The organism is Limnospira fusiformis SAG 85.79 (assembly GCF_012516315.1).
GTDB lineage: Bacteria > Cyanobacteriota > Cyanobacteriia > Cyanobacteriales > Microcoleaceae > Limnospira > Limnospira fusiformis.
This window is the reverse complement of sequence record NZ_CP051185.1, coordinates 5,486,863-5,507,673: the sequence shown is the minus strand read 5'-3', so window position 1 is coordinate 5,507,673 and position 20,811 is coordinate 5,486,863. Positions and strand designations below refer to the sequence as shown.

Annotated in this window: 5 protein-coding genes and 1 pseudogene; all 6 read left to right on the top strand. The window is 47.8% G+C overall.

All coding sequences use genetic code 11. From position 1 onward, the window contains the following. Positions 1-264: 264 nt before the first annotated feature. A pseudogene (locus HFV01_RS25605) lies at positions 265-2,277 on the top strand (PPC domain-containing protein); the annotation flags it as partial. Positions 2,278-2,796: 519 nt separating this feature from the next. Continuing rightward, on the top strand, positions 2,797-6,366 hold the full coding sequence (locus tag HFV01_RS25600) for a Calx-beta domain-containing protein (protein WP_193520507.1): 3,570 nt from the start codon (positions 2,797-2,799) through the stop codon (positions 6,364-6,366). A 454-nt stretch (positions 6,367-6,820) separates the two neighbouring features. After that, complete coding sequence (locus HFV01_RS25595) at positions 6,821-9,472, top strand: Calx-beta domain-containing protein (protein ID WP_193520506.1); 2,652 nt, start codon at positions 6,821-6,823, stop codon at positions 9,470-9,472. 477 nt (positions 9,473-9,949) lie between these two features. Further along, entirely contained in the window at positions 9,950-13,153 is a 3,204-nt protein-coding gene (locus HFV01_RS25590; protein WP_193520505.1) for a Calx-beta domain-containing protein, read from the top strand. Between the two features lie 315 nt (positions 13,154-13,468). After that, positions 13,469-16,582 carry a pre-peptidase C-terminal domain-containing protein gene (locus tag HFV01_RS25585; protein ID WP_193520504.1) on the top strand — a complete coding sequence of 1,038 codons (3,114 nt, stop codon included), beginning with the start codon at positions 13,469-13,471 and terminating at the stop codon, positions 16,580-16,582. A 469-nt stretch (positions 16,583-17,051) separates the two neighbouring features. Continuing rightward, entirely contained in the window at positions 17,052-20,204 is a 3,153-nt protein-coding gene (locus HFV01_RS25580) for a Calx-beta domain-containing protein (protein ID WP_193520503.1), read from the top strand. Positions 20,205-20,811: the final 607 nt, after the last annotated feature.

The window sequence follows — 20,811 nt, the reverse complement described above, 5'->3', positions numbered from 1 at the left end:
TCGCCTTTCCACCCACCTACTCACCGCCAACCCTAGCAATTGGGGTGGGGGGTGAAAACCCCTATATATAGGGCGGCACGGATTTCCATTCTTTAATGGTAAGTCAAGTCAGCAGATTTGTCAAGGGGGAAATCGGTTAAAAAAAAAATTAAACTATTGACGTTATATATAAGTAAAATTACAATGGTTATTGTGGGATAATCTAACCCACAGCATCGAGCATCTCATGTCTGATATGTAGGCCCATCTACCAGGTGAAATATTATGGAAAATACTAGGGAAATGTTAGTGGCGATCGCGCCGGAACCATCGGATTATCCGAATCCCCTACCCCCACTGGGATTCAGCGGTGATGTGTCCGTCAATCCACTAACAGCAGCAGCACAAATTGAGGCGGCATTAACTCAGGTTAACCAACAATTAACTGAGTTTGTCGCCTCCGCGAATTTTCAGGGGGATTTACAAACCGCTTTCGGTGAATATACGGATGTGGAATTAGGATCAACTATTATTGAGGCTTTGACTCAGGGAGAAACACCACATCTGAAAGTTCTTTCCGCCAGAGCCATGAATGGTGCGGATGGCGCTTTTGATTCCCTGACGGGTACGGTGTATTTATCGGATGCCATAATTCACAGTGAGAAACTGGTGGATGTGATAACGGAGGAATTTGGGCATTATCTAGACTCCCAATTAAACGAAATCGACTCCCCAGGAGATGAGGGTGAGTTATTTATGCGCCTGGTGAATGGGGAAGCCTTGACAGAAGCTGATATCACCGGGTTAAGGAATAAGGATGATTGGGGGTTAATCTGGGTCGAGGGAGAACCGGTAGCAGTACAGATGGCTTATGACACCATGAGAGATGCGTTAAATGTCGGTGTCATCGAATCTGGAGAGAAGGTGATTAGCGATCGCATTGGTTTTGGACAAGGACGCAGACGAGATCGCAACGACTACTACAGATTTACCATCAGTGAGGACAGCGAGTTTAACCTGACCCTGGACGGACTCAGGGCTAATGCTAACGTCCAAATCTTAAATAGCAGGGGTTCGGTACTATTTCGGTCTAACAACCCAGGTCGCCGACCGGAAAAAATTAGCACCGATTTAGCTCCGGGTGATTATTTTGTGCGGGTGTTCCCGGTAGGTAACGCCAGAACCCCATATCGCCTGGCTATGAATGCTGACCCTATCACCATCAAAGAGGACGACAGCAAACCTGGTATATCTTTGGGGAGGCTTACGGAAGCGACTCCTATTAATCAAACTGGGGATGTTGGTTTCGGCACAGGTCGGCGACGGGACATTCAGGACTGGTACAATTTTACCCTGCCAGTAGACAGCGATGTTAACTTGACCCTAGACCGACTGAGAGCAAATCTTGATGTAGAGATTTACGATGAACGTGGCTCGTCAGTGGCGCAGGGTACAAACCGAGGTCGCCAAGCTGAAAAAATTGAACTGGAAGGACTCGAAGCCGGAACCTACTATGTAAAAGTTACCCCGGTGGGTAATGCCCGGAGTAACTACCGGTTGGGTATCACTGCAGCTACTGCTTACATTGGTGAATATGATACCCCAGAAGATGCCTTCAATTTAGGCAGGATCCTTCCTGACGAGGAAGCCAAAACCTTTAACGACCGTGTAGGTTTCACCGAGGGTCGTTCCGGTCGCGACCAACGAGACTGGGTGCGCTTTCAACTAGCTGAAGATGGTTTTGTTGATATCAACCTGACTGACTTGAGTCAGGATATCAATATGCGTTTGTACGACGGTGATGCTAAAAGCCTTCTGGAAACAGCCAATGAAAAGGGTCGTGTTAACGAGAATATTAGCACCGATTTAAAAGCTGGTGTTTACTATGTGGAAATATTCCCCAATGGTACTGCTAGGAGCGAATACCGACTCAGTGTTAATAGTGATATCAACCCACCCATTAAAGAGTTCTTAGTCGGCGACCTGTTTTCCCTAACAGACAATATGTACACCAACAGCGATCGCATTGGTTATACTAGCAGCGGTATTCGCAACAGGGTCGATCGCTATGAGTTCAATATCAGCCGGGACAGCGAAGTAGATATTAGCCTAACCGGACTGCGGGAAAATGCCAACATTGAGCTACGAGAGGCTAACGGTAGCCTGATGTTTGCGTCCACCAACTTGGGTATACAGTCAGAACAGATTAGCCAATTTCTCCCCAGAGGAACCTATTCTCTCAATGTGATTCCGGCGGGTACTGCCAAAACTATCTATAACCTGAATATTATGGCGATCAATTAGGAAGAGGTGCGTCAGTTGCTAATTATCCGGTGATTATTGCTATGGCTCGCCTCTGACGCACTCCCCGAGCCCAAAACCTTAGCCTGTCGGTGAGGGGTGGGGGCTCGGAAAATGCCCATATATGTCGGCACGGATTCCCATTCTTTAATGGTAAGTCAAGTCGGGGGATTTGTCAAGGGGTAAAAGTGGGTTTTTTGGGGATGTGAAAAAACGGTGATTTTTGAGGTGCGATCGCGCCACTGATGGCAGTTGGTGGCTCGGAAAATGCCCATATATGGCGGCACGGATTCCCATTCTCTAATGGTAAGTCAAGTTGGGGTATTTGTCAAGGGGTAAAAGTGGGTTTTTTTGCTGTGAAAAAACGGTGATTTTTGAGGTGCGATCGCCTTGAGAGGGTGGTGGGGGTTGACATCATCTGTGAGCGACCATAGAATGGTCATGGTGGGGAAATGTGAGTCCAGATACTATATTTGATAGGTTGGCGATGTCCGCTCATCTACTAGGTGAAATATTATGGAAAATACCAGAGAAATCTTATCGGCTATAATGCCGGAACCATCGGATTATCCGAATCCCCTACCCCCATTGGGATTCAGCGGTGATGGGTCGGTAAATCCACTGACAGCAGCAGCACAAATCGAGGCGGCATTAACTCAGGTTAACCAACAATTAACAGAGTTTGTCGCCTCCGCGAATTTTCAGGGGGATTTACAAACCGCTTTCGGTGCATCTACGGATGTGGAATTAGGGGCAACTATTATTGAGGCTTTGAGTCAGGGAGAAACACCACATCTGAAAGTTCTTTCCGCCAGAGCCATGAATGGTGCGGATGGTGCTTTTGATTCCCTGACGGGTACGGTGTATTTATCGGATGCCATAATTCACAGTGAGAAACTCGTGGATGTGATAACGGAGGAATTTGGGCATTATATAGACTCCCAATTAAACGAAATCGACTCCCCAGGAGATGAGGGTGAGTTATTTATGCGGTTAGTGAATGGGGAAGCGTTGACAGAAGCAGATATCACCGGGTTAAGAAATCAGAATGATTGGGGTTTCATCTGGGTAGAAGGAGAACCGGTAGCAGTACAGATGTCCGCGCCGCCAGAGTTCGCCTGGACAGACCTGTTGGGAACCCATTTGGTAGCCGGTGCGCGGGGAACCTTGGGGCAGGACGGGGCTCGTGCCCTGACCACCGGTAGTGATGGGTCGATTTATGTGGCGGGTGCGACTATGGGCGACCTAGATGGACAAACCAATAGTGGTCGCAGTGATGCCTTTATCATCAAGTACCAGCCTGATGGCACTAAAGCCTGGACGCGCCTGCTGGGAAGCCGGAGTTGGGACTTAGCTAGTGCCCTGACCACCGGTAGGGATGGGTCGATTTATGTAGCCGGCTATACTGAGGGCGACCTAGATGGACAAACCCATAGTGGTAGCGCAGATGCCTTTATCACCAAGTATCAGCCCAATGGCACTAAAGCCTGGACGCGCCTGCTGGGAACCAGTAGTTCGGACTCAGCTAGTGCCCTGACCACCGGTAGTGATGGGTCTATTTATGTGGCGGGCTGGACTGAGGGCAGCCTAGGTGGACAAACCAATAGTGGTAACGGTGATGCCTTTATCACCAAGTATCAGCCTGATGGTACTAAAGACTGGACGCGCCTGTTGGGAAGCGGTGAAGAGGACTGGGCTAATGCCCTGACCACTGGTAGTGATGGGTCTATTTATGTGGCGGGCTATACTTCAGGCAACCTAGATGGACAAAGAAATAGTGGTAGCGGTGATGCCTTTATCACCAGGTTTCAGCCCAATGGCACTAAAGACTGGACGCGCCTGTTGGGAAGCGGTGAAGAGGACTGGGCTAATGCCCTGACCACCGGTAGTGATGGGTCGATTTATGTGGCGGGTCGGACTTGGGGCAACCTAGATGGACAAACCAATAGTGGTAACAGTGATGCCTTTATCAGCAGGTTTCAGCCTGATGGTACTAAAGACTGGACGCGCCTGCTGGGAACCCGTAGTTGGGACGTGGCTGAGGCCCTGACCACCGGTAGTGATGGGTCGATTTATGTGGCGGGTCGGACTTGGGGCAACCTAGATGGACAAACCAATAGTGGTAACAGTGATGCCTTTATCAGCAGGTTTCAGCCTGATGGTACTAAAGACTGGACGCGCCTGCTGGGAACCCGTAGTTGGGATTTGGCTCGTGCCCTGACCACCGGTAATGATGGGTCGATTTATGTGGCTGGCAATACTGCGGGCAACCTAGGTGGACAAACCAATAGTGGCAGGAATGGCGATGCCTTTATCGCTAAGTTAATTGTTGATGAGGAGGATGAGGATTTCCCCCAAATATCTATCGCAGACACTCAGGTAGAAGAAGGCGATCGCGGTCAGACTAATGCTCGTTTTGTCGTCACATTAGATAATCCTAGCAGTCAGAGGGTAACAGTTAATTATGCTACCGCTGACGGTACAGCTACCCTCAGAGACCGAGACTATCAACGCACCACGGGAAGGCTGGTATTTCAACCCGGTCAAACTCGCCAATTTATTAATGTTCCGGTGTTTGGGGATACCAAAGTCGAACCTGATGAAACCTTTACCGTCAACCTCAGTAACCCTCAAAATGCCGAATTAGGAAGGCGACGTGCTACGGGAACTATTCTGAATGATGATATTATAGTGCCCCAAATTACGATCGCAGACACTCAGGTAAAAGAAGGCGATCGCGGTCAGACTAATGCTCGTTTTGTCGTCACATTAGATAATCCTAGCCCGGAGAGGGTAACAGTTAATTATGCTACCGCTGACGGTACAGCTACGGTCAGAGACCGAGACTATCGACGCACCACCGGAAGGCTGGTATTTCAACCCGGTCAAACCCGCCAAGTCATTAATGTTCCCGTGTTTGGGGATACTAAAGTCGAACCTGATGAAACCTTTACCGTCAACCTGAGTAACCCTCAAAATGCCGAATTAGGAAGGCGACGTGCTACGGGAACTATTCTGAATGATGATTTCCCCCAAATATCTATCAGAGACACTAAGGTAAAAGAAGGCGATCGCGGTCAGACTAATGCTCGTTTTGTCGTCACATTAGATAATCCTAGCCCGGAGAGGGTAACAGTTAATTATGCTACCGCTGACGGTACAGCTACGGTCAGAGACCGAGACTATCGACGCACGACGGGAAGGCTGGTATTTCAACCCGGTCAAACTCGCCAATTTATTGATGTTCCCGTGTTTGGGGATACTAAAGTCGAACCTGATGAAACCTTTACCGTCAACCTCAGTAACCCTCAAAATGCCGAATTAGGAAGGCGACGTGCTACGGGAACTATTCTGAATGATGATTTCCCCCAAATCTCTATCAGAGATACGGAAATCACAGAAGGCGATCGCGGTCAGACTAATGCTCGTTTTGTGGTCACATTAGATAATCCTAGCCCGGAGAGAGTAACAGTTAATTATGCTACCGCTGACGGTACAGCTACGGTCAGAGACCGAGACTATCAACGCACGACGGGAAGGCTGGTATTTCAACCCGGTCAAACTCGCCAATTTATTGATGTTCCCGTGTTTGGGGATACTAAAGTCGAACTTGATGAAACCTTTACCGTCAACCTCAGTAACCCTCAAAATGCCGAATTAGGAAGGCGACGTGCTATCGGAACTATTCGGAATGATGATTTCCAAGGGGGGAATAATAACCAACAACCTAAACCACCCGATAATGATATCTTCCCTAATGTGGTAAACCTGGGTAGACTCACTGGAGAAATTGTCAAGAATGACGAAATTGGTTTTAACGAAGCAGGCGCTCGCAATACCGAGGACTATTACCGCTTTATCCTCAATCGTGAAGGTACTTTTCAAGTGGTTTTGGATGACCTATTTCAAGATGCTAACCTGCAATTGTTGGGTAGTACAGGGGAGATAATTAATCAATCCAGAAACCCTGATACTCAGCGGGAAATTATCACCGAACGAAGACTAGAACCGGGAACTTATTATGTCAAGGTATTTCCCCACCTGGGGGCACGCACTAAATACAGGTTAAGTCTTAACTTAATTTAGTCGCTTTTCCACCCACCTACTCACCACCAACCCTAGCAATAGGGGGGTGAGGGGTGAAAACCCCTATATATAGGGCGGCACGGATTTCCATTCTTTAATGGTAAGTCAAGTCGGGGGATTTGTCAAGGGGGAAAAGTGGGTTTTTTTGCTGTCAGAAAACCGTGATTTTTGGCGATCGCTTTGAGGTGGGGGGTGAAAAACCCTATATATAGGGCGGCACGGATTTCCATTCTTTAATGGTAAGTCAAGTTGGGGGATTTGTCAAGGGGGAAAAGTGGGTTTTTTTGCTGTGAAAAAACCGTGCTTTTTGAGGTGCGATCGCTTGGAAGGGGTGGGGGGTTGACATCATCTGTGAGCGAGAATAGAATGGTCATGGTGGGAAGATGTTACGTTACCTACAGCCTCTCGCATCTCAGCGCTCTGCGATGTATGAGAATAAACCAGGTGAAATATTATGGAAAATACCAGGGAAATATTAGTGGCGATCGCGCCGGAACCATCGGATTATCCGAATCCCCTACCAGCACTGGGATTCATTGGGGATGTGTCCGTCGAACCACTGACAGCAGCAGCACAAATCGAGGCGGCATTAACTCAGGTTAACCAACAATTAACAGAGTTTGTCGCTTCGGCGAATTTTCAGGGGGATTTACAAACCGCTTTCGGTGCATATACGGATGTGGAATTAGGAGCAACTATTATTGAGGCTTTGACTCAGGGAGACACACCAGAGATGATAGTAGTGTCATCAGACCTAATGAATGGTGTTAATGGCGGTTTTGACTCTCTGACGGGTACGGTATATTTATCGGATGCGATAATTCACAGTGAGAAACTGGTGGATGTGATAACCGAAGAATTTGGGCATTATATAGACTCCCAATTAAACGAAATCGACTGCCCAGGAGATGAGGGTGAGTTATTTATGCGCCTGGTGAATGGGGAGGTATTGAGTGAAGTTGATCTAACTTATTTGAGGAATAAAGATGACCGAGTAATGATTTTGGGTGGGTTGGTTGAGGTAGAAGCCAATCAAGATATTGTCATTGATAATCATGCCAACTTTTTACCGGAAATCTCTATAGCAGATACCCAAATACTGGAAGGCGATCGCGGTCGCAGTTTTGCGGAATTTAAGGTAACTCTCGACCGTCCCAGTGACCAAATCGTGAGGGTGGATTATACTACCGCTGATGGCACGGCTACCGTCGCTGACGGAGATTATGAGCTAACTAACGGACGGTTAATTTTTCCGAGGGGTCAAACGGAAAGGGTGATCAGAGTTCCGGTGATTGGAGATACTAAAGTCGAACCGGATGAAACCTTTAGGGTAATCCTGAGTAACCCACAAAATGTGACTTTAGCTAATCGACAGGCTACGGGTACTATTCTTAATGATGATGTACCAGAAATCTCTATAGCAGATACCGAAATACTGGAAGGCGATCGCGGTCGCAGTTTGGCGGAATTTAAGGTAACTCTCGACCGTCCCAGTGACCAAATCGTGAGGGTGGATTATAATACGGCTGATGGCACGGCTACGGTGGCTGACCGTGACTATCAGCGAACTACGGGACGGTTAGTTTTTCCGCGAGGGGAAACGGAAAGGGTGATCAGAGTTCCGGTGTTTGGAGATACTAAAGTCGAACCGGATGAAACCTTTAGGGTAATCCTGAGTAACCCACAAAATGTGACTTTAGCTAATCGACAGGCTACGGGTACTATTCTTAATGATGATGTACCAGAAATCTCTATAGCAGATACCGAAATACTGGAAGGCGATCGCGGTCGCAGTTTGGCGGAATTTAAGGTAACTCTCGACCGTCCCAGTGACCAAATCGTGAGGGTGGATTATAATACGGCTGATGGCACGGCTACGGTGGCTGACCGTGACTATCAGCGAACTACGGGACGGTTAGTTTTTCCGCGAGGGGAAACGGAAAGGGTGATCAGAGTTCCGGTGTTTGGAGATACCAAAGTCGAACCGGATGAAACCTTTAGGGTAATTCTGAGTGAACCACAAAATGCCGAGTTGGAACGGGGTGAAGCTACGGGTACTATTCTTAATGATGATGTACCAGAAATCTCTATAGCAGATACCCAAATACTGGAAGGCGATCGCGGTCGCAGTTTTGCGGAATTTAAGGTAACTCTCAACAGTCCGAGTAACCAAATCGTGAGAGTTAATTATGCTACGGCTGATGGCACGGCTACGGTGGCTGACCGTGACTATGAGCCAACTAGCGGAGAGCTAGTTTTTCGGAGGGGTCAAACGGAAAGGGTGATCAGAGTTCCGGTGATTGGAGATACCAAAGTCGAACCGGATGAAACCTTTAAGGTAATCCTCAGTGACCCACAAAATGCCGAGTTGGGTCGGGATAAAGCTACGGGTACTATTCTTAATGATGATGGACTCGTTAGTGCCAATATCTCCATTGCAGACACTCAGCTAAAAGAAGGCGATCGCGGTCGCAGTTTTGCCGAATTTAAGGTAACTCTCGACCGTCCGAGTAACCAAATCGTGAGAGTTAATTATACTACCGCTGATGGCACGGCTACCGTGGCTGACCGTGACTATGAGCGAACTAGGGGAGAGCTAGTTTTTCGGAGGGGTCAAACGGAAAGGGTGATCAGAGTTCCGGTGATTGGAGATACCAAAATCGAACCAGATGAAACCTTTAAGGTAATTCTCAGTAACCCACAAAATGCCGAGTTGGAACGGGGTGAAGCGATCGGCACTATTCTTGATGACGATGACCCTATTGAACCTCCTGTGATCCCCTTTGTGCTTGGCAACCTTACTGGTGAAATCGTTAGGACGAACCGAATCGGCTTTATTGAATCAGGAAAGCGTGATGTCAATGATTATTACAGCTTCAGACTGAATCGTACCGGTACTGTCACAATCAACCTTGATGACCTAGTGGCAAATGCTAACCTGGAATTGTTGGGTAGCCGGGGTGAGTTGATAGACCAATCTAATAATCCAGGTACTCAGGCAGAAATTATTACCCAACGAGACCTTGAACCGGGAATTTACTATGTGCGGGTACATCCCCATGTTAGCGCTCGGACGAAGTACAGATTGAGTATTGAGTTGATTTAGTTAAATAATGTGGGTTGGGGTGATTTTTTAACCCCACCTACTCACCACCACCCCTTCCCAGAAATGGGGGTGAGGGGTGAAAACCCCTATATATAGGGCGGCACGGATTTCCATTCTCTAATGGTAAGTCAAGTTGGGGGATTTGTCAAGGGGTAAAAGTGGGTTTTTTTGCTGTCAGAAAACCGTGATTTTTGGCGATCGCTTTGAGGTGGGGGGTGAAAAACCCTATATATAGGGCGGCACGGATTTCCATTCTTTAATGGTAAGTCAAGTTGGGGGATTTGTCAAGGGGTAAAAGTGGGTTTTTTGGCTGTGAAAAAACCGTGCTTTTTGAGGTGCGATCGCTTGGAAGGGGTGGGGGGTTGACATCATCTGTGAGCGACCATAGAATGGTCATGGTGGGAAGATGTTACGTTACCTACAGCCTCTCGCATCTCAGCGCTCTGCGATGTATGAGAATAAACTAGGTGAAATATTATGGAAAATACCAGAGAAATCTTATCGGCTATAATGCCAGAACCATCGGATTATCCGAATCCCCTACCCCCATTGGGATTCAGCGGTGATGGGTCGGTAAATCCACTGACAGCAGCAGCACAAATCGAGGCGGCATTAACTCAGGTTAACCAACAATTAACTGAGTTTGTCGCCTCGGCGAATTTTCAGGGGGATTTACAAACCGCTTTCGGTGCATCTACGGATGTGGAATTAGGAGCAACTATTATTGAGGCTTTGACTCAGGGAGAAACACCACATCTGAAAGTTCTTTCCGCCAGAGCCATGAATGGTGCGGATGGCGCTTTTGACTCTCTGACGGGTACGGTGTATTTATCGGATGCCATAATTCACAGTGAGAAACTGGTGGATGTGATAACGGAGGAATTTGGGCATTATCTGGATTCTCAGTTAAACGAAATCGACTCCCCAGGAGATGAGGGTGAGTTATTTATGCGCCTGGTGAATGGGGAAGCCTTGACAGAAGCAGATATCACCGGGTTAAGGAATAAAGATGATTGGGGTTTCATCTGGGTAGAAGGAGAACCGGTAGCAGTACAGATGTCCGCGCCGCCAGAGTTCGCCTGGACAGACCTGTTGGGCAGTGGTGAGAGGGACGAGGCTCGTGCCCTGACTACCGGTAGGGATGGGTCCATTTATGTGGCGGGCTATACTTCAGGCAACCTAGATGGACAAAGAAATAATGGTAGCGGTGATGCCTTTATCACCAAGTATCAGCCTGATGGTACTAAAGCCTGGACGCGCCTGTTGGGAACCAGTAGTTGGGACGAGGCTCATGCCCTGACCACCGGTAGGGATGGGTCGATTTATGTGGCGGGCTATACTAATGGCAACCTAGACGGACAAAGAAATAGCGGTTGGGTGGATGCCTTTATCACCAAGTATCACCCTGATGGTACTAAAGACTGGACGCGCCTGTTGGGAACCAGTAGGAGTGACAAGGCTTATGCCCTGACTACCGGTAGTGATGGGTCGATTTATGTGGCGGGCTCTACTTGGGGCAACCTAGATGGACAAAGAAATAGTGGTGGCAGTGATGCCTTTATCACCAGGTTTCAGCCCAATGGCACTAAAGCCTGGACGCGCCTCTTGGGAACCAGGGGTTGGGACGAGGCTAATGCCCTGACCACCGGTAGGGATGGGTCGATTTATGTGGCGGGTAGGACTCAGGGCGACCTAGATGGACAAACCAATAGTGGTAGCAGTGATGCCTTTATCACCAGGTTTCAGCCCAATGGCACTAAAGACTGGACGCGCCTGTTGGGAACCTCGGTGAGGGACGGGGGTCAGACCCTGACCACCGGTAGTGATGGGTCGATTTATGTGGCGGGCTGGACTCAGGGCAACCTAGATGGACAAACCAATAGTGGTGGCGGTGATGCCTTTATTACCAAGTATCAGCCCAATGGCACTAAAGACTGGACGCGCCTATTGGGAACCAGGGGTTGGGGCGAGGCTCGTGCCCTGACCACCGGTAGTGATGGGTCTATTTATGTGGCGGGCTATATTTATGGCGACCTAGATGGACAAACCAATAGTGGTAACGAGGATGCCTTTATCAGCAGGTTTCAGCCTGATGGTACTAAAACCTGGACGCGCCTGTTGGGAACCAGTGGGTATGACTGGGCTGAAGCCCTGACCACCGGTAGGGATGGGTCTATTTATGTGGCGGGTGGGACTGAGGGCAACCTAGGTGGACAAACCAATAGTGGTGGCAGGGATGCCTTTATCACCAAGTTAATTGTTGATGAGGAGGATGAGGATTTCCCCCAAATTACGATCGCAGACACCCAGCTAAAAGAAGGCGATCGCGGTCAGACTAATGCTCGTTTTGTCGTCACATTAGATAATCCTAGCCCGGAGAGAGTAACAGTTAATTATGCTACCGCTGACGGTACAGCTACGGTCAGAGACCGAGACTATCGACGCACCACGGGAAGGCTGATATTTCAACCCGGTCAAACTCGCCAAGTCATTAATGTTCCCGTGTTTGGGGATACTAAAGTCGAACCTGATGAAACCTTTACCGTCAACCTCAGTAACCCTCAAAATGCCGAATTAGGAAGGCGACGTGCTACCGGAACTATTCTGAATGATGATATTATAGTGCCCCAAATTACGATCGCAGACACTCAGGTAAAAGAAGGCGATCGCGGTCAGACTAATGCTCGTTTTGTCGTCACATTAGATAATCCTAGCCCGGAGAGAGTAACAGTTAATTATGCTACCGCTGACGGTACAGCGACGGTCAGAGACCGAGACTATCGACGCACCACGGGAAGGCTGGTATTTCAACCCGGTCAAACTCGCCAATTTATTAATGTTCCCGTGTTTGGGGATACTAAAGTCGAACCTGATGAAACCTTTACCGTCAACCTCAGTAACCCTCAAAATGCCGAATTAGGAAGGCGACGTGCTACCGGAACTATTCTGAATGATGATTTCCCCCAAATCTCTATCAGAGATACGGAAATCACAGAAGGCGATCGCGGTCAGACTAATGCTCGTTTTGTGGTCACATTAGATAATCCTAGCCCGGAGAGAGTAACAGTTAATTATGCTACCGCTGACGGTACAGCTACGGTCAGAGACCGAGACTATCGACGCACGACGGGAAGGCTGGTATTTCAACCCGGTCAAACTCGCCAATTTATTGATGTTCCCGTGTTTGGGGATACTAAAGTCGAACCTGATGAAACCTTTACCGTCAACCTCAGTAACCCTCAAAATGCCGAATTAGGAAGGCGACGTGCTATCGGAACTATTCTGAATGATGATTCCGAGGTGGAGAATAATAACCAACAACCTAAACCACCCGATAATAATATCTTCCCTAATGCAGTAAACCTGGGTAGACTCACCGGACAAATTGTCAGGAATGACCACATTGGTTTTGCACCAGGAGGCGATCGCAATACCGAGGACTATTACCGCTTTCTCCTCAATCGTGAAGGGACTGTCCGAATTATCTTAGATGAACTCATGGACAATGCTAACCTGCAATTGTTGGGTAGTACAGGGGACATAATTAATCAATCCAGAAACCCTGATATTGAGCCAGAAATTATCACCGAACGAAGACTAGAACCGGGAACTTATTATGTCAAGGTATTTCCCCACCTGGCGGCACGCACTGAATACAGGTTAAGTCTTAACTTAATTTAGTCGCTTTTCCACCCACCTACTCACCACCAACCCTAGCAATAGGGGGGTGAGGGGTGAAAACCCCTATATATAGGGCGGCACGGATTACCATTCTTTAATGGTAAGTCAAGTCGGGGGATTTGTCAAGGGGTAAAAGTGGGTTTTTTTGCTGTGAAAAAACGGTGCTTTTTGAGGTGCGATCGCTTGGAAGGGGTGGGGGGTTGACATCATCTGTGAGGGAGAATAGAATGGTCATGGTGGGAAGATGTTACGTTACCTACAGCCTCTCGCATCTCAGCGCTCTGCGATGTATGAGAATAAACCAGGTGAAATATTATGGAAAATACCAGGGAAATATTAGTGGCGATCGCGCCGGAACCATCGGATTATCCGAATCCCCTACCCCCATTGGGATTCAGCGGTGATGTGTCCGTCGAACCACTGACAGCAGCAGCCCAAATCGAGGCGGCATTAACTCAGGTTAACCAACAATTAACTGAGTTTGTCGCCTCCGCGAATTTTCAGGGGGATTTACAAACCGCTTTCGGTGCATATACGGATGTGGAATTAGGAGCAACTATTATTGAGGCTTTGAGTCAGGGAGAAACACCAGAGATGATGGTGCTTTCCGCTACATCGATGAATGGTGCGGATGGCGCTTTTGACTCGGTGACGGGTACGGTGTATTTATCGGATGCGATAATTCACAGTGAGAAACTGGTGGATGTGATAACGGAGGAATTTGGGCATTATATAGACTCCCAATTAAACGAAATCGACTCCCCAGGAGATGAGGGTGAGTTATTTATGCGGTTAGTGAATGGGGAAGCGTTGACAGAAGCTGATATCACCGGGTTAAGAAATCAGAATGATTGGGGTTTCATCTGGGTAGAAGGAGAACCGGTAGCAGTACAGATGGCTTACGACACGATAGAAGATGCCCTAAATAAAGGTGTCATAACTGAACAAATCGAGATTCGCGATCGCATTGGCTTTAGACAGGATGGCCAGCGAGAACTCAACGACTTCTACAAATTTACCATCCGTGAGGAAAGCGAGTTTAACCTCACCCTGGATGATTTAAATGCTAATGCTAACGTCCAACTGTTAGATAACTGGGGTTCGGTGATTTTCCTGTCTAACAACCCGGGTAGGCGAGCAGAAAACATTAACGCCAACTTAGATCCCGGTGATTATTATGTCCGAGTTATGGCGGTAGGGCCAGCCCAAACGGAATATTCGTTAAGCCTAAGTGCAGAACCGAGAACCGTAGATCTAGGTCAAAACCTGGGAGTTCTTAACAGTCTGTCCAAACCAGTAGTAATAAACGATCGCATTGGTTTTGCTACTGGTAGTGTACGGAACGTTGAAGATTTTTTCAGCTTTAGCTTAGATAAGGATAGCGATGTCAGCATCACCCTAGACCAACTGAGACAGAATGCCAACATTCAACTCTTAGATGCAGATAGGGAAACGATTCTCTTTCAATCGATGAATCCTGGGCGAGTCGAAGACAACATTAATGGTATTTTGAAAGCCGGCGATTATGTGGTGCGGGTATTTCCTCAGGGCGCTGCCAGAACTGACTATCGGCTAGAGTTGACTGCCAACGAAGCGCACCGACCGGAAGAATTACCAGGTGCTCGAGTTGGGGATTTAATCGGCAAAGAAGAACCGTTTGTCATTGTTGATAGTATCGGTTTTGGCATAGGAAGTCAGCGCAACCAAAGGGACTTCTACACCTTTAACCTGAGCGAGGATGCTTCATTTTATGCTCAAATGGATCAGCTCAACGGGGGAGCCAATCTGTTTTTACACGAGTATAATCCCAGTAGACCAAAACAACTAGGCTCTCTGTTGGAAAGGGTTACAGCTCCGGGTAATCGACCCAGAACCATCAGCAATTTCCTAGAGGTAGGAGATTATGCGTTAGTGGTAGGGGCTCAAGGTGCTAACAGAACCGGCTACCGATTGGAACTAGATGCTCAGACAAATCAAAGCGACTATCCTACTTTAGCAACTGCCAAAGACTTAGGGCAGTTGGGAGTCAGACCGATTAATGAGACAAACAATGTAGGGTTATTAATAGGCGATCGCTTCCGAGACCAAGAGGACTGGTTCAAATTCAGCCTCAGTGCTGAGAAAAACGTGGATTTGGTCGTTGACAACCTGCGAGTTAGTGTGGCTAATGTCGAGATTTACGACAGCAAGGGTCAACGTATTCATCAGTCAAAAAGGGATGGTACGAACGCCAGAACAATTAGCGACATCTTCGACCCGGGAGATTATTATGTCAGAGTATTTGCCACTGGTAGTGGTAATACTGACTATCGGCTGAGTCTCAGCGCGGGGGAAACTATTTCCCCGGTGGATATCCTAAACATAGGTGCTTTGGGTGCGTCCTACAGCAAGTTTGACAATGTAGGTCAGACAGAGAGCGGAGTTCGCAACGAGTTAGATGTTTATAACTTTACCCTGAATGAGTCCAGGGGTATTAACGTCACCCTAGACCAATTCAATCAAAACATCAACCTAGAACTATATCAAGGCTTTTTCGACCCTGACTCCAGAAGAGGCCGACCCATTGCAGTTTCTGAGGAGCGCGGACATACACCAGAAAACATCGCCGAAGTCCTAGAGTCTGGTAATTACCACCTGCGAGTGGTACCGGTAGGTAATGCCGAGACTCGGTATCGACTGGCAATAAATGCAATGAATAATGAGGATTTACCCAAAATTACGATCGCAGACACTCAGGTAAAAGAAGGCGATCGCGGTCAGACTAATGCTCGTTTTGTGGTCACATTAGATAATCCTAGCCCGGAGAGGGTCACAGTTAATTATGCTACCGCTGACGGTACAGCTACGGTCAGAGACCGAGACTATCAACGCACCACCGGAAGGCTGGTATTTCAACCCGGTCAAACTCGCCAATTTATTAATGTTCCGGTGTTTGGGGATACTAAAGTCGAACCTGATGAAACCTTTACCGTCAACCTGACTAGACCTCAAAATGCCGAATTAGGAAGGCGACGTGCTATCGGAACTATTCTGAATGATGATTTCCAAGGGGGGAATAATAACCCCAGACCTGAACCACCCGATAATGATATCTTCCCTAATGCAGTAAACCTGGGTAGACTCACTGAAGAAATTGTCAGGAATGACCGCATTGGCTATGTAGTAGGAGGCGATCGCAATACCGACGACTATTACCGCTTTATCCTCAATCGTGAAGGGACTGTCCGAATTGACCTGGATGATCTATTTAAAGATGCTAACCTGCAATTGTTGGGTAGTGATGGTGAGTTGATATCCCAGTCTAATAATCCAGGTAAAAACCCCGAAACTATCACCGCTAGAAGACTTGAACCCGGAACTTATTATGTGCGGGTATTTCCCCACCTGGCTGCACGCACTGAATACAGATTGAGTATTGACTTGGTTTAGTTAAATGATGTGGGGTGCGGTGTTTAACCTCACCTCCTCACCAACAACCCCTTCCCAGAAATGGCGGTGGGGGGTGAAAACCCCTATATATAGGGCGGCACAGATTCCCATTCTCTAATGGTAAGTCAAGTCGGGGGATTTGTCAAGGGGGAAAAGTGGGTTTTTTGGCTGTGAAAAAACCGTGATTTTTGAGGTGCGATCGCTTTGAGGTGGGAGGTGAAAAACCTTATATATAGGGCGGCACAGATTCCCATTTTCTAATGGTAAGTCAAGTCGGGGAATTTGTCAAGGGGTAAAAGTGGGTTTTTTTGCTGTGAGAAAACCGTGATTTTTGAGGTGCGATCGCTTTCAAGCTGTAGGGGTTGACATCATCTGTGAGGGAGAATAGAATAGTACAGGTGGGGGGAATGTCAGGGAAGATACTATTTGATAGGTTGGCGATGTCAGCCCATCTACTAGGTGAAATATTATGGAAAATACCAGAGAAATATTAGTGGCCATAATGCCCGAACCATCGGATTATCCGAATCCCCTACCCCCATTGGGATTCAGCGGTGATGTGTCCGTCGAACCACTGACAGCAGCAGCCCAAATCGAGGCGGCATTAACTCAGGTTAACCAACAATTAACAGAGTTTGTCGCCTCCGCGAATTTTCAGGGGGATTTACAAACCGCTTTCGGTGCATCTACGGATGTGGAATTAGGGGCAACTATTATTGAGGCTTTGACTCAGGGAGAAACACCACATCTGAAAGTTCTTTCCGCCAGAGCCATGAATGGTGCGGATGGCGCTTTTGATTCCCTGACGGGTACGGTGTATTTATCGGATGCCATAATTCACAGTGAGAAACTGGTGGATGTGATAACCGAGGAATTTGGGCATTATCTGGATTCTCAGTTAAACGAAATCGACTCCCCAGGAGATGAGGGTGAGTTATTTATGCGCCTGGTGAATGGGGAAGCCTTGACAGAAGCAGATATCACCGGGTTAAGAAATCAGAATGATTGGGGTTTCATCTGGGTAGAAGGAGAACCGGTAGCAGTACAGATGTCCGCGCCGCCAGAGTTCGCCTGGACAGACCTGTTGGGAACCAGTGAGACTGACCGGGCGTGGGCTCTGACCACCGGTAGCGATGGGTCCATTTATGTGGCGGGTATAACTGAGGGCAAGCTAGATGGACAAACCAATAATGGTCAGCGAGATGCCTTTATCACCAAGTATCAGCCTGATGGTACTAAAGACTGGACGCGCCTGTTGGGAACCAGTAGTTGGGACGAGGCTCATGCCCTGACCACCGGTAGTGATGGGTCGATTTATGTGGCGGGCCCGACTTGGAGGTTCGTAGATGGACAAACTAATGGTGGTAACTGGGATGCCTTTGTCACTCAGTACCAGCCCAATGGCACTAAAAATTGGACGCGCCTGCTGGGAAGCAGTGAGAATGATGTAGCTCATGCCCTGACTACCGGTAGTGATGGCTCTATTTATGTGGCTGGCTATACTGAGGGCAACTTAGATGGACAAACCCATAGTGGTAGCAGGGATGCCTTTATCGCTAAGTACCGCCCTGATGATACTAAAGTCTGGACGCGCCTGCTGGGAAGCAGTGGGAGTGACGAGGCTCATGCCCTGACCACCGGTAGTGATGGGTCGATTTATGTGGCTGGCTATACTGAAGGCAACTTAGATGGACAAATCAATAGTGGTAGCAGGGATGCCTTTATCGCTAAGTACGAGCCTAATGGCACTAAAGCCTGGACTCGCCTGTTGGGAACCAGTGGGAGTGATGTAGCTCGTGCCCTGACCACCGGTAGCGATGGCTCTATTTATGTGGCTGGCTATACTGAAGGCAACTTAGATGCACACGCCAATAGTGGTGGCTTCGATGCCTTTATTACCAAGTACCAGCCTGATGGCAGTAAAGATTGGACGCGCCTGTTGGGAACCCTTGAGAATGAAGGGGTTTTTGGTTTGACTACCGGTAGGGATGGGTCGATTTATTTGGGGGGCTGGACTTCAGGCAACCTAGATAGACAAACCAATAGTGGTGGCGAATGGGATGCCTTTATCAGCAAGTACCAGCCTGATGGCATTAGGGACTGGACGCGCCTACTGGGAAGCAGTGAGGATGATGTGGCTTATGCCCTGACGACGGGTAGTGATGGCTCTATTTATGTGGCGGGGGAGACTTCGGGCAACCTAGGCGGACAAACCAATAGTGGCGGCGAATGGGATGCCTTTATCAGCAAGTTAATTGTTGATGAGGATGAGGATTTACCCCAAATTACGATCGCAGACACCCAGGTAAAAGAAGGCGATCGCGGTCAGACTAATGCTCGTTTTGTCGTCACATTAGATAATCCTAGCAGTCAGAGGGTAGTGGTTAACTATGCTACCGCTGACGGTACAGCTACGCTCAGAGACCGAGACTATCAACGCACCACCGGAAGGCTGGTATTTCAACCCGGTCAAACCCGCCAAGTCATTAATGTTCCCGTGTTTGGGGATACTAAAGTCGAACCTGATGAAACCTTTACCGTCAACCTGAGTAGACCTCAAAATGCGGAATTAGCAAGGCGACGTGCTACCGGAACTATTATCAATGATGATTTCCCCCAAATTACGATCGCAGACACTCAGGTAAAAGAAGGCGATCGCGGTCAGACGAATGCTCGTTTTGTGGTCACATTAGATAATCCTAGCCCGGAGAGGGTAGTGGTTAATTATGCTACCGCTGACGGTACAGCCACTGTCAGAGACCGAGACTATCGACGCACCAGCGGAAGGCTGGTATTTCGCCCCGGTCAAACCCGCCAATTTATTGATGTTCCCGTGTTTGGGGATACTAAAGTCGAACCTGATGAAACCTTTACCGTCAACCTCAGTAACCCTCAAAATGCGGAATTAGGAAGGCGACGTGCTATCGGAACTATTATCAATGATGATTTCCCCCAAATCTCTATCAGAGATACGGAAATCACAGAAGGCGATCGCGGTCAGACTAATGCTCGTTTTTTGGTAACCTTAGATAGCCCTAGCCCTGAAAGGGTAGTGGTTAATTATGCTACGGCTGACGGGACGGCTACCGCTGGGGAAGACTATCGACGCACTACAGGAAGGCTGATATTTCGCCCCGGTCAAACCCGCCAATTTATTGATGTTCCCGTGTTTGGAGATACCGAAATAGAACCCGATGAAACCTTTACCGTCAACCTGAGTAGACCTCAAAATGCCCAATTAGGACGGCGACAAGCTACCGGAACTATTATCAATGACGATGGCTCGTCTCCTGCGGTCAACCTGGGTAGACTCACCGGAGAACCCATTGTGATCAATGACGAAATTGGTTTTACCGAAGCAGGCGATCGCAATACCGAGGACTATTACCGCTTTAACCTCAATCGTGAAGGGACTGTCCGAATTATCTTAGATGAACTATTTGAAAATGCTAACCTGGAATTTTTGGGTAGTACAGGGGAGAGGATTGATCAATCCAGAAATCCTGGTACTCAGCGGGAAATTATCACCCAACGAAACCTTGAACCGGGAACCTACTATGTCCGTGTATTTCCCCACCTCGCGGCTCGCACTGAATACAGATTAAGTATTAACTTAATTTAGTTGCTTTTCCACCCACCTACTCACCACCACCCTAGAAATGGGGTGGGGGGTGAAAACCCCTATATATAGGGCGGCACGGATTCCCATTCTCTAATGGTAAGTCAAGTCAGCAGATTTGTCAAGGGGAAATATCAGATTTTTGGTGGTGATGCTACAGATACCCAAACCCGGTGGGGAAATATCTGGTACTGCTAATTTATTGTAACTTTTTGTAAACAACCAAGTAGCGACTAATGTATGATTCCCTCTCATCCCTTGACCGGTGGTAGTTTGGGGGTATTGGGAGTAGTGATATCACTAAATTTTCCATCAGACAAATTGAAATATTAGTTCTAAAAAAGCCGGTTACACATTTAGAGATGGTGAAGCTAGTGATGATGGCGGGCTAAAAATTAGCTTGTGAGAAAATCTTTACAAAATCTTTATAAAAAAGAGTTGACATTTCTGATGGTGGTGTTACGATAAGGATATCGAGAGAGAATGTCCTAGCACTCCCTTTGTAATACATAGAAGTATTAGCCCTATTCTCTACGAAAATAAAGACGCAGTTGCTCCCCCGCCTTATGGGGTCATGACTGTGGGTTTTAGTGGTTCCCAAAATTCAATA

What these genes read in the sequence shown, in the direction of transcription:
- HFV01_RS25595 (WP_193520506.1), top strand. Translation starts at nt 6,821, where the DNA reads ATGGAAAATACCAGGGAAATATTAGTGGCGATCGCGCCGGAACCATCG.
- HFV01_RS25600 (WP_193520507.1), top strand. Translation starts at nt 2,797, where the DNA reads ATGGAAAATACCAGAGAAATCTTATCGGCTATAATGCCGGAACCATCG.
- HFV01_RS25590 (WP_193520505.1), top strand. Translation starts at nt 9,950, where the DNA reads ATGGAAAATACCAGAGAAATCTTATCGGCTATAATGCCAGAACCATCG.
- HFV01_RS25585 (WP_193520504.1), top strand. Translation starts at nt 13,469, where the DNA reads ATGGAAAATACCAGGGAAATATTAGTGGCGATCGCGCCGGAACCATCG.
- HFV01_RS25580 (WP_193520503.1), top strand. Translation starts at nt 17,052, where the DNA reads ATGGAAAATACCAGAGAAATATTAGTGGCCATAATGCCCGAACCATCG.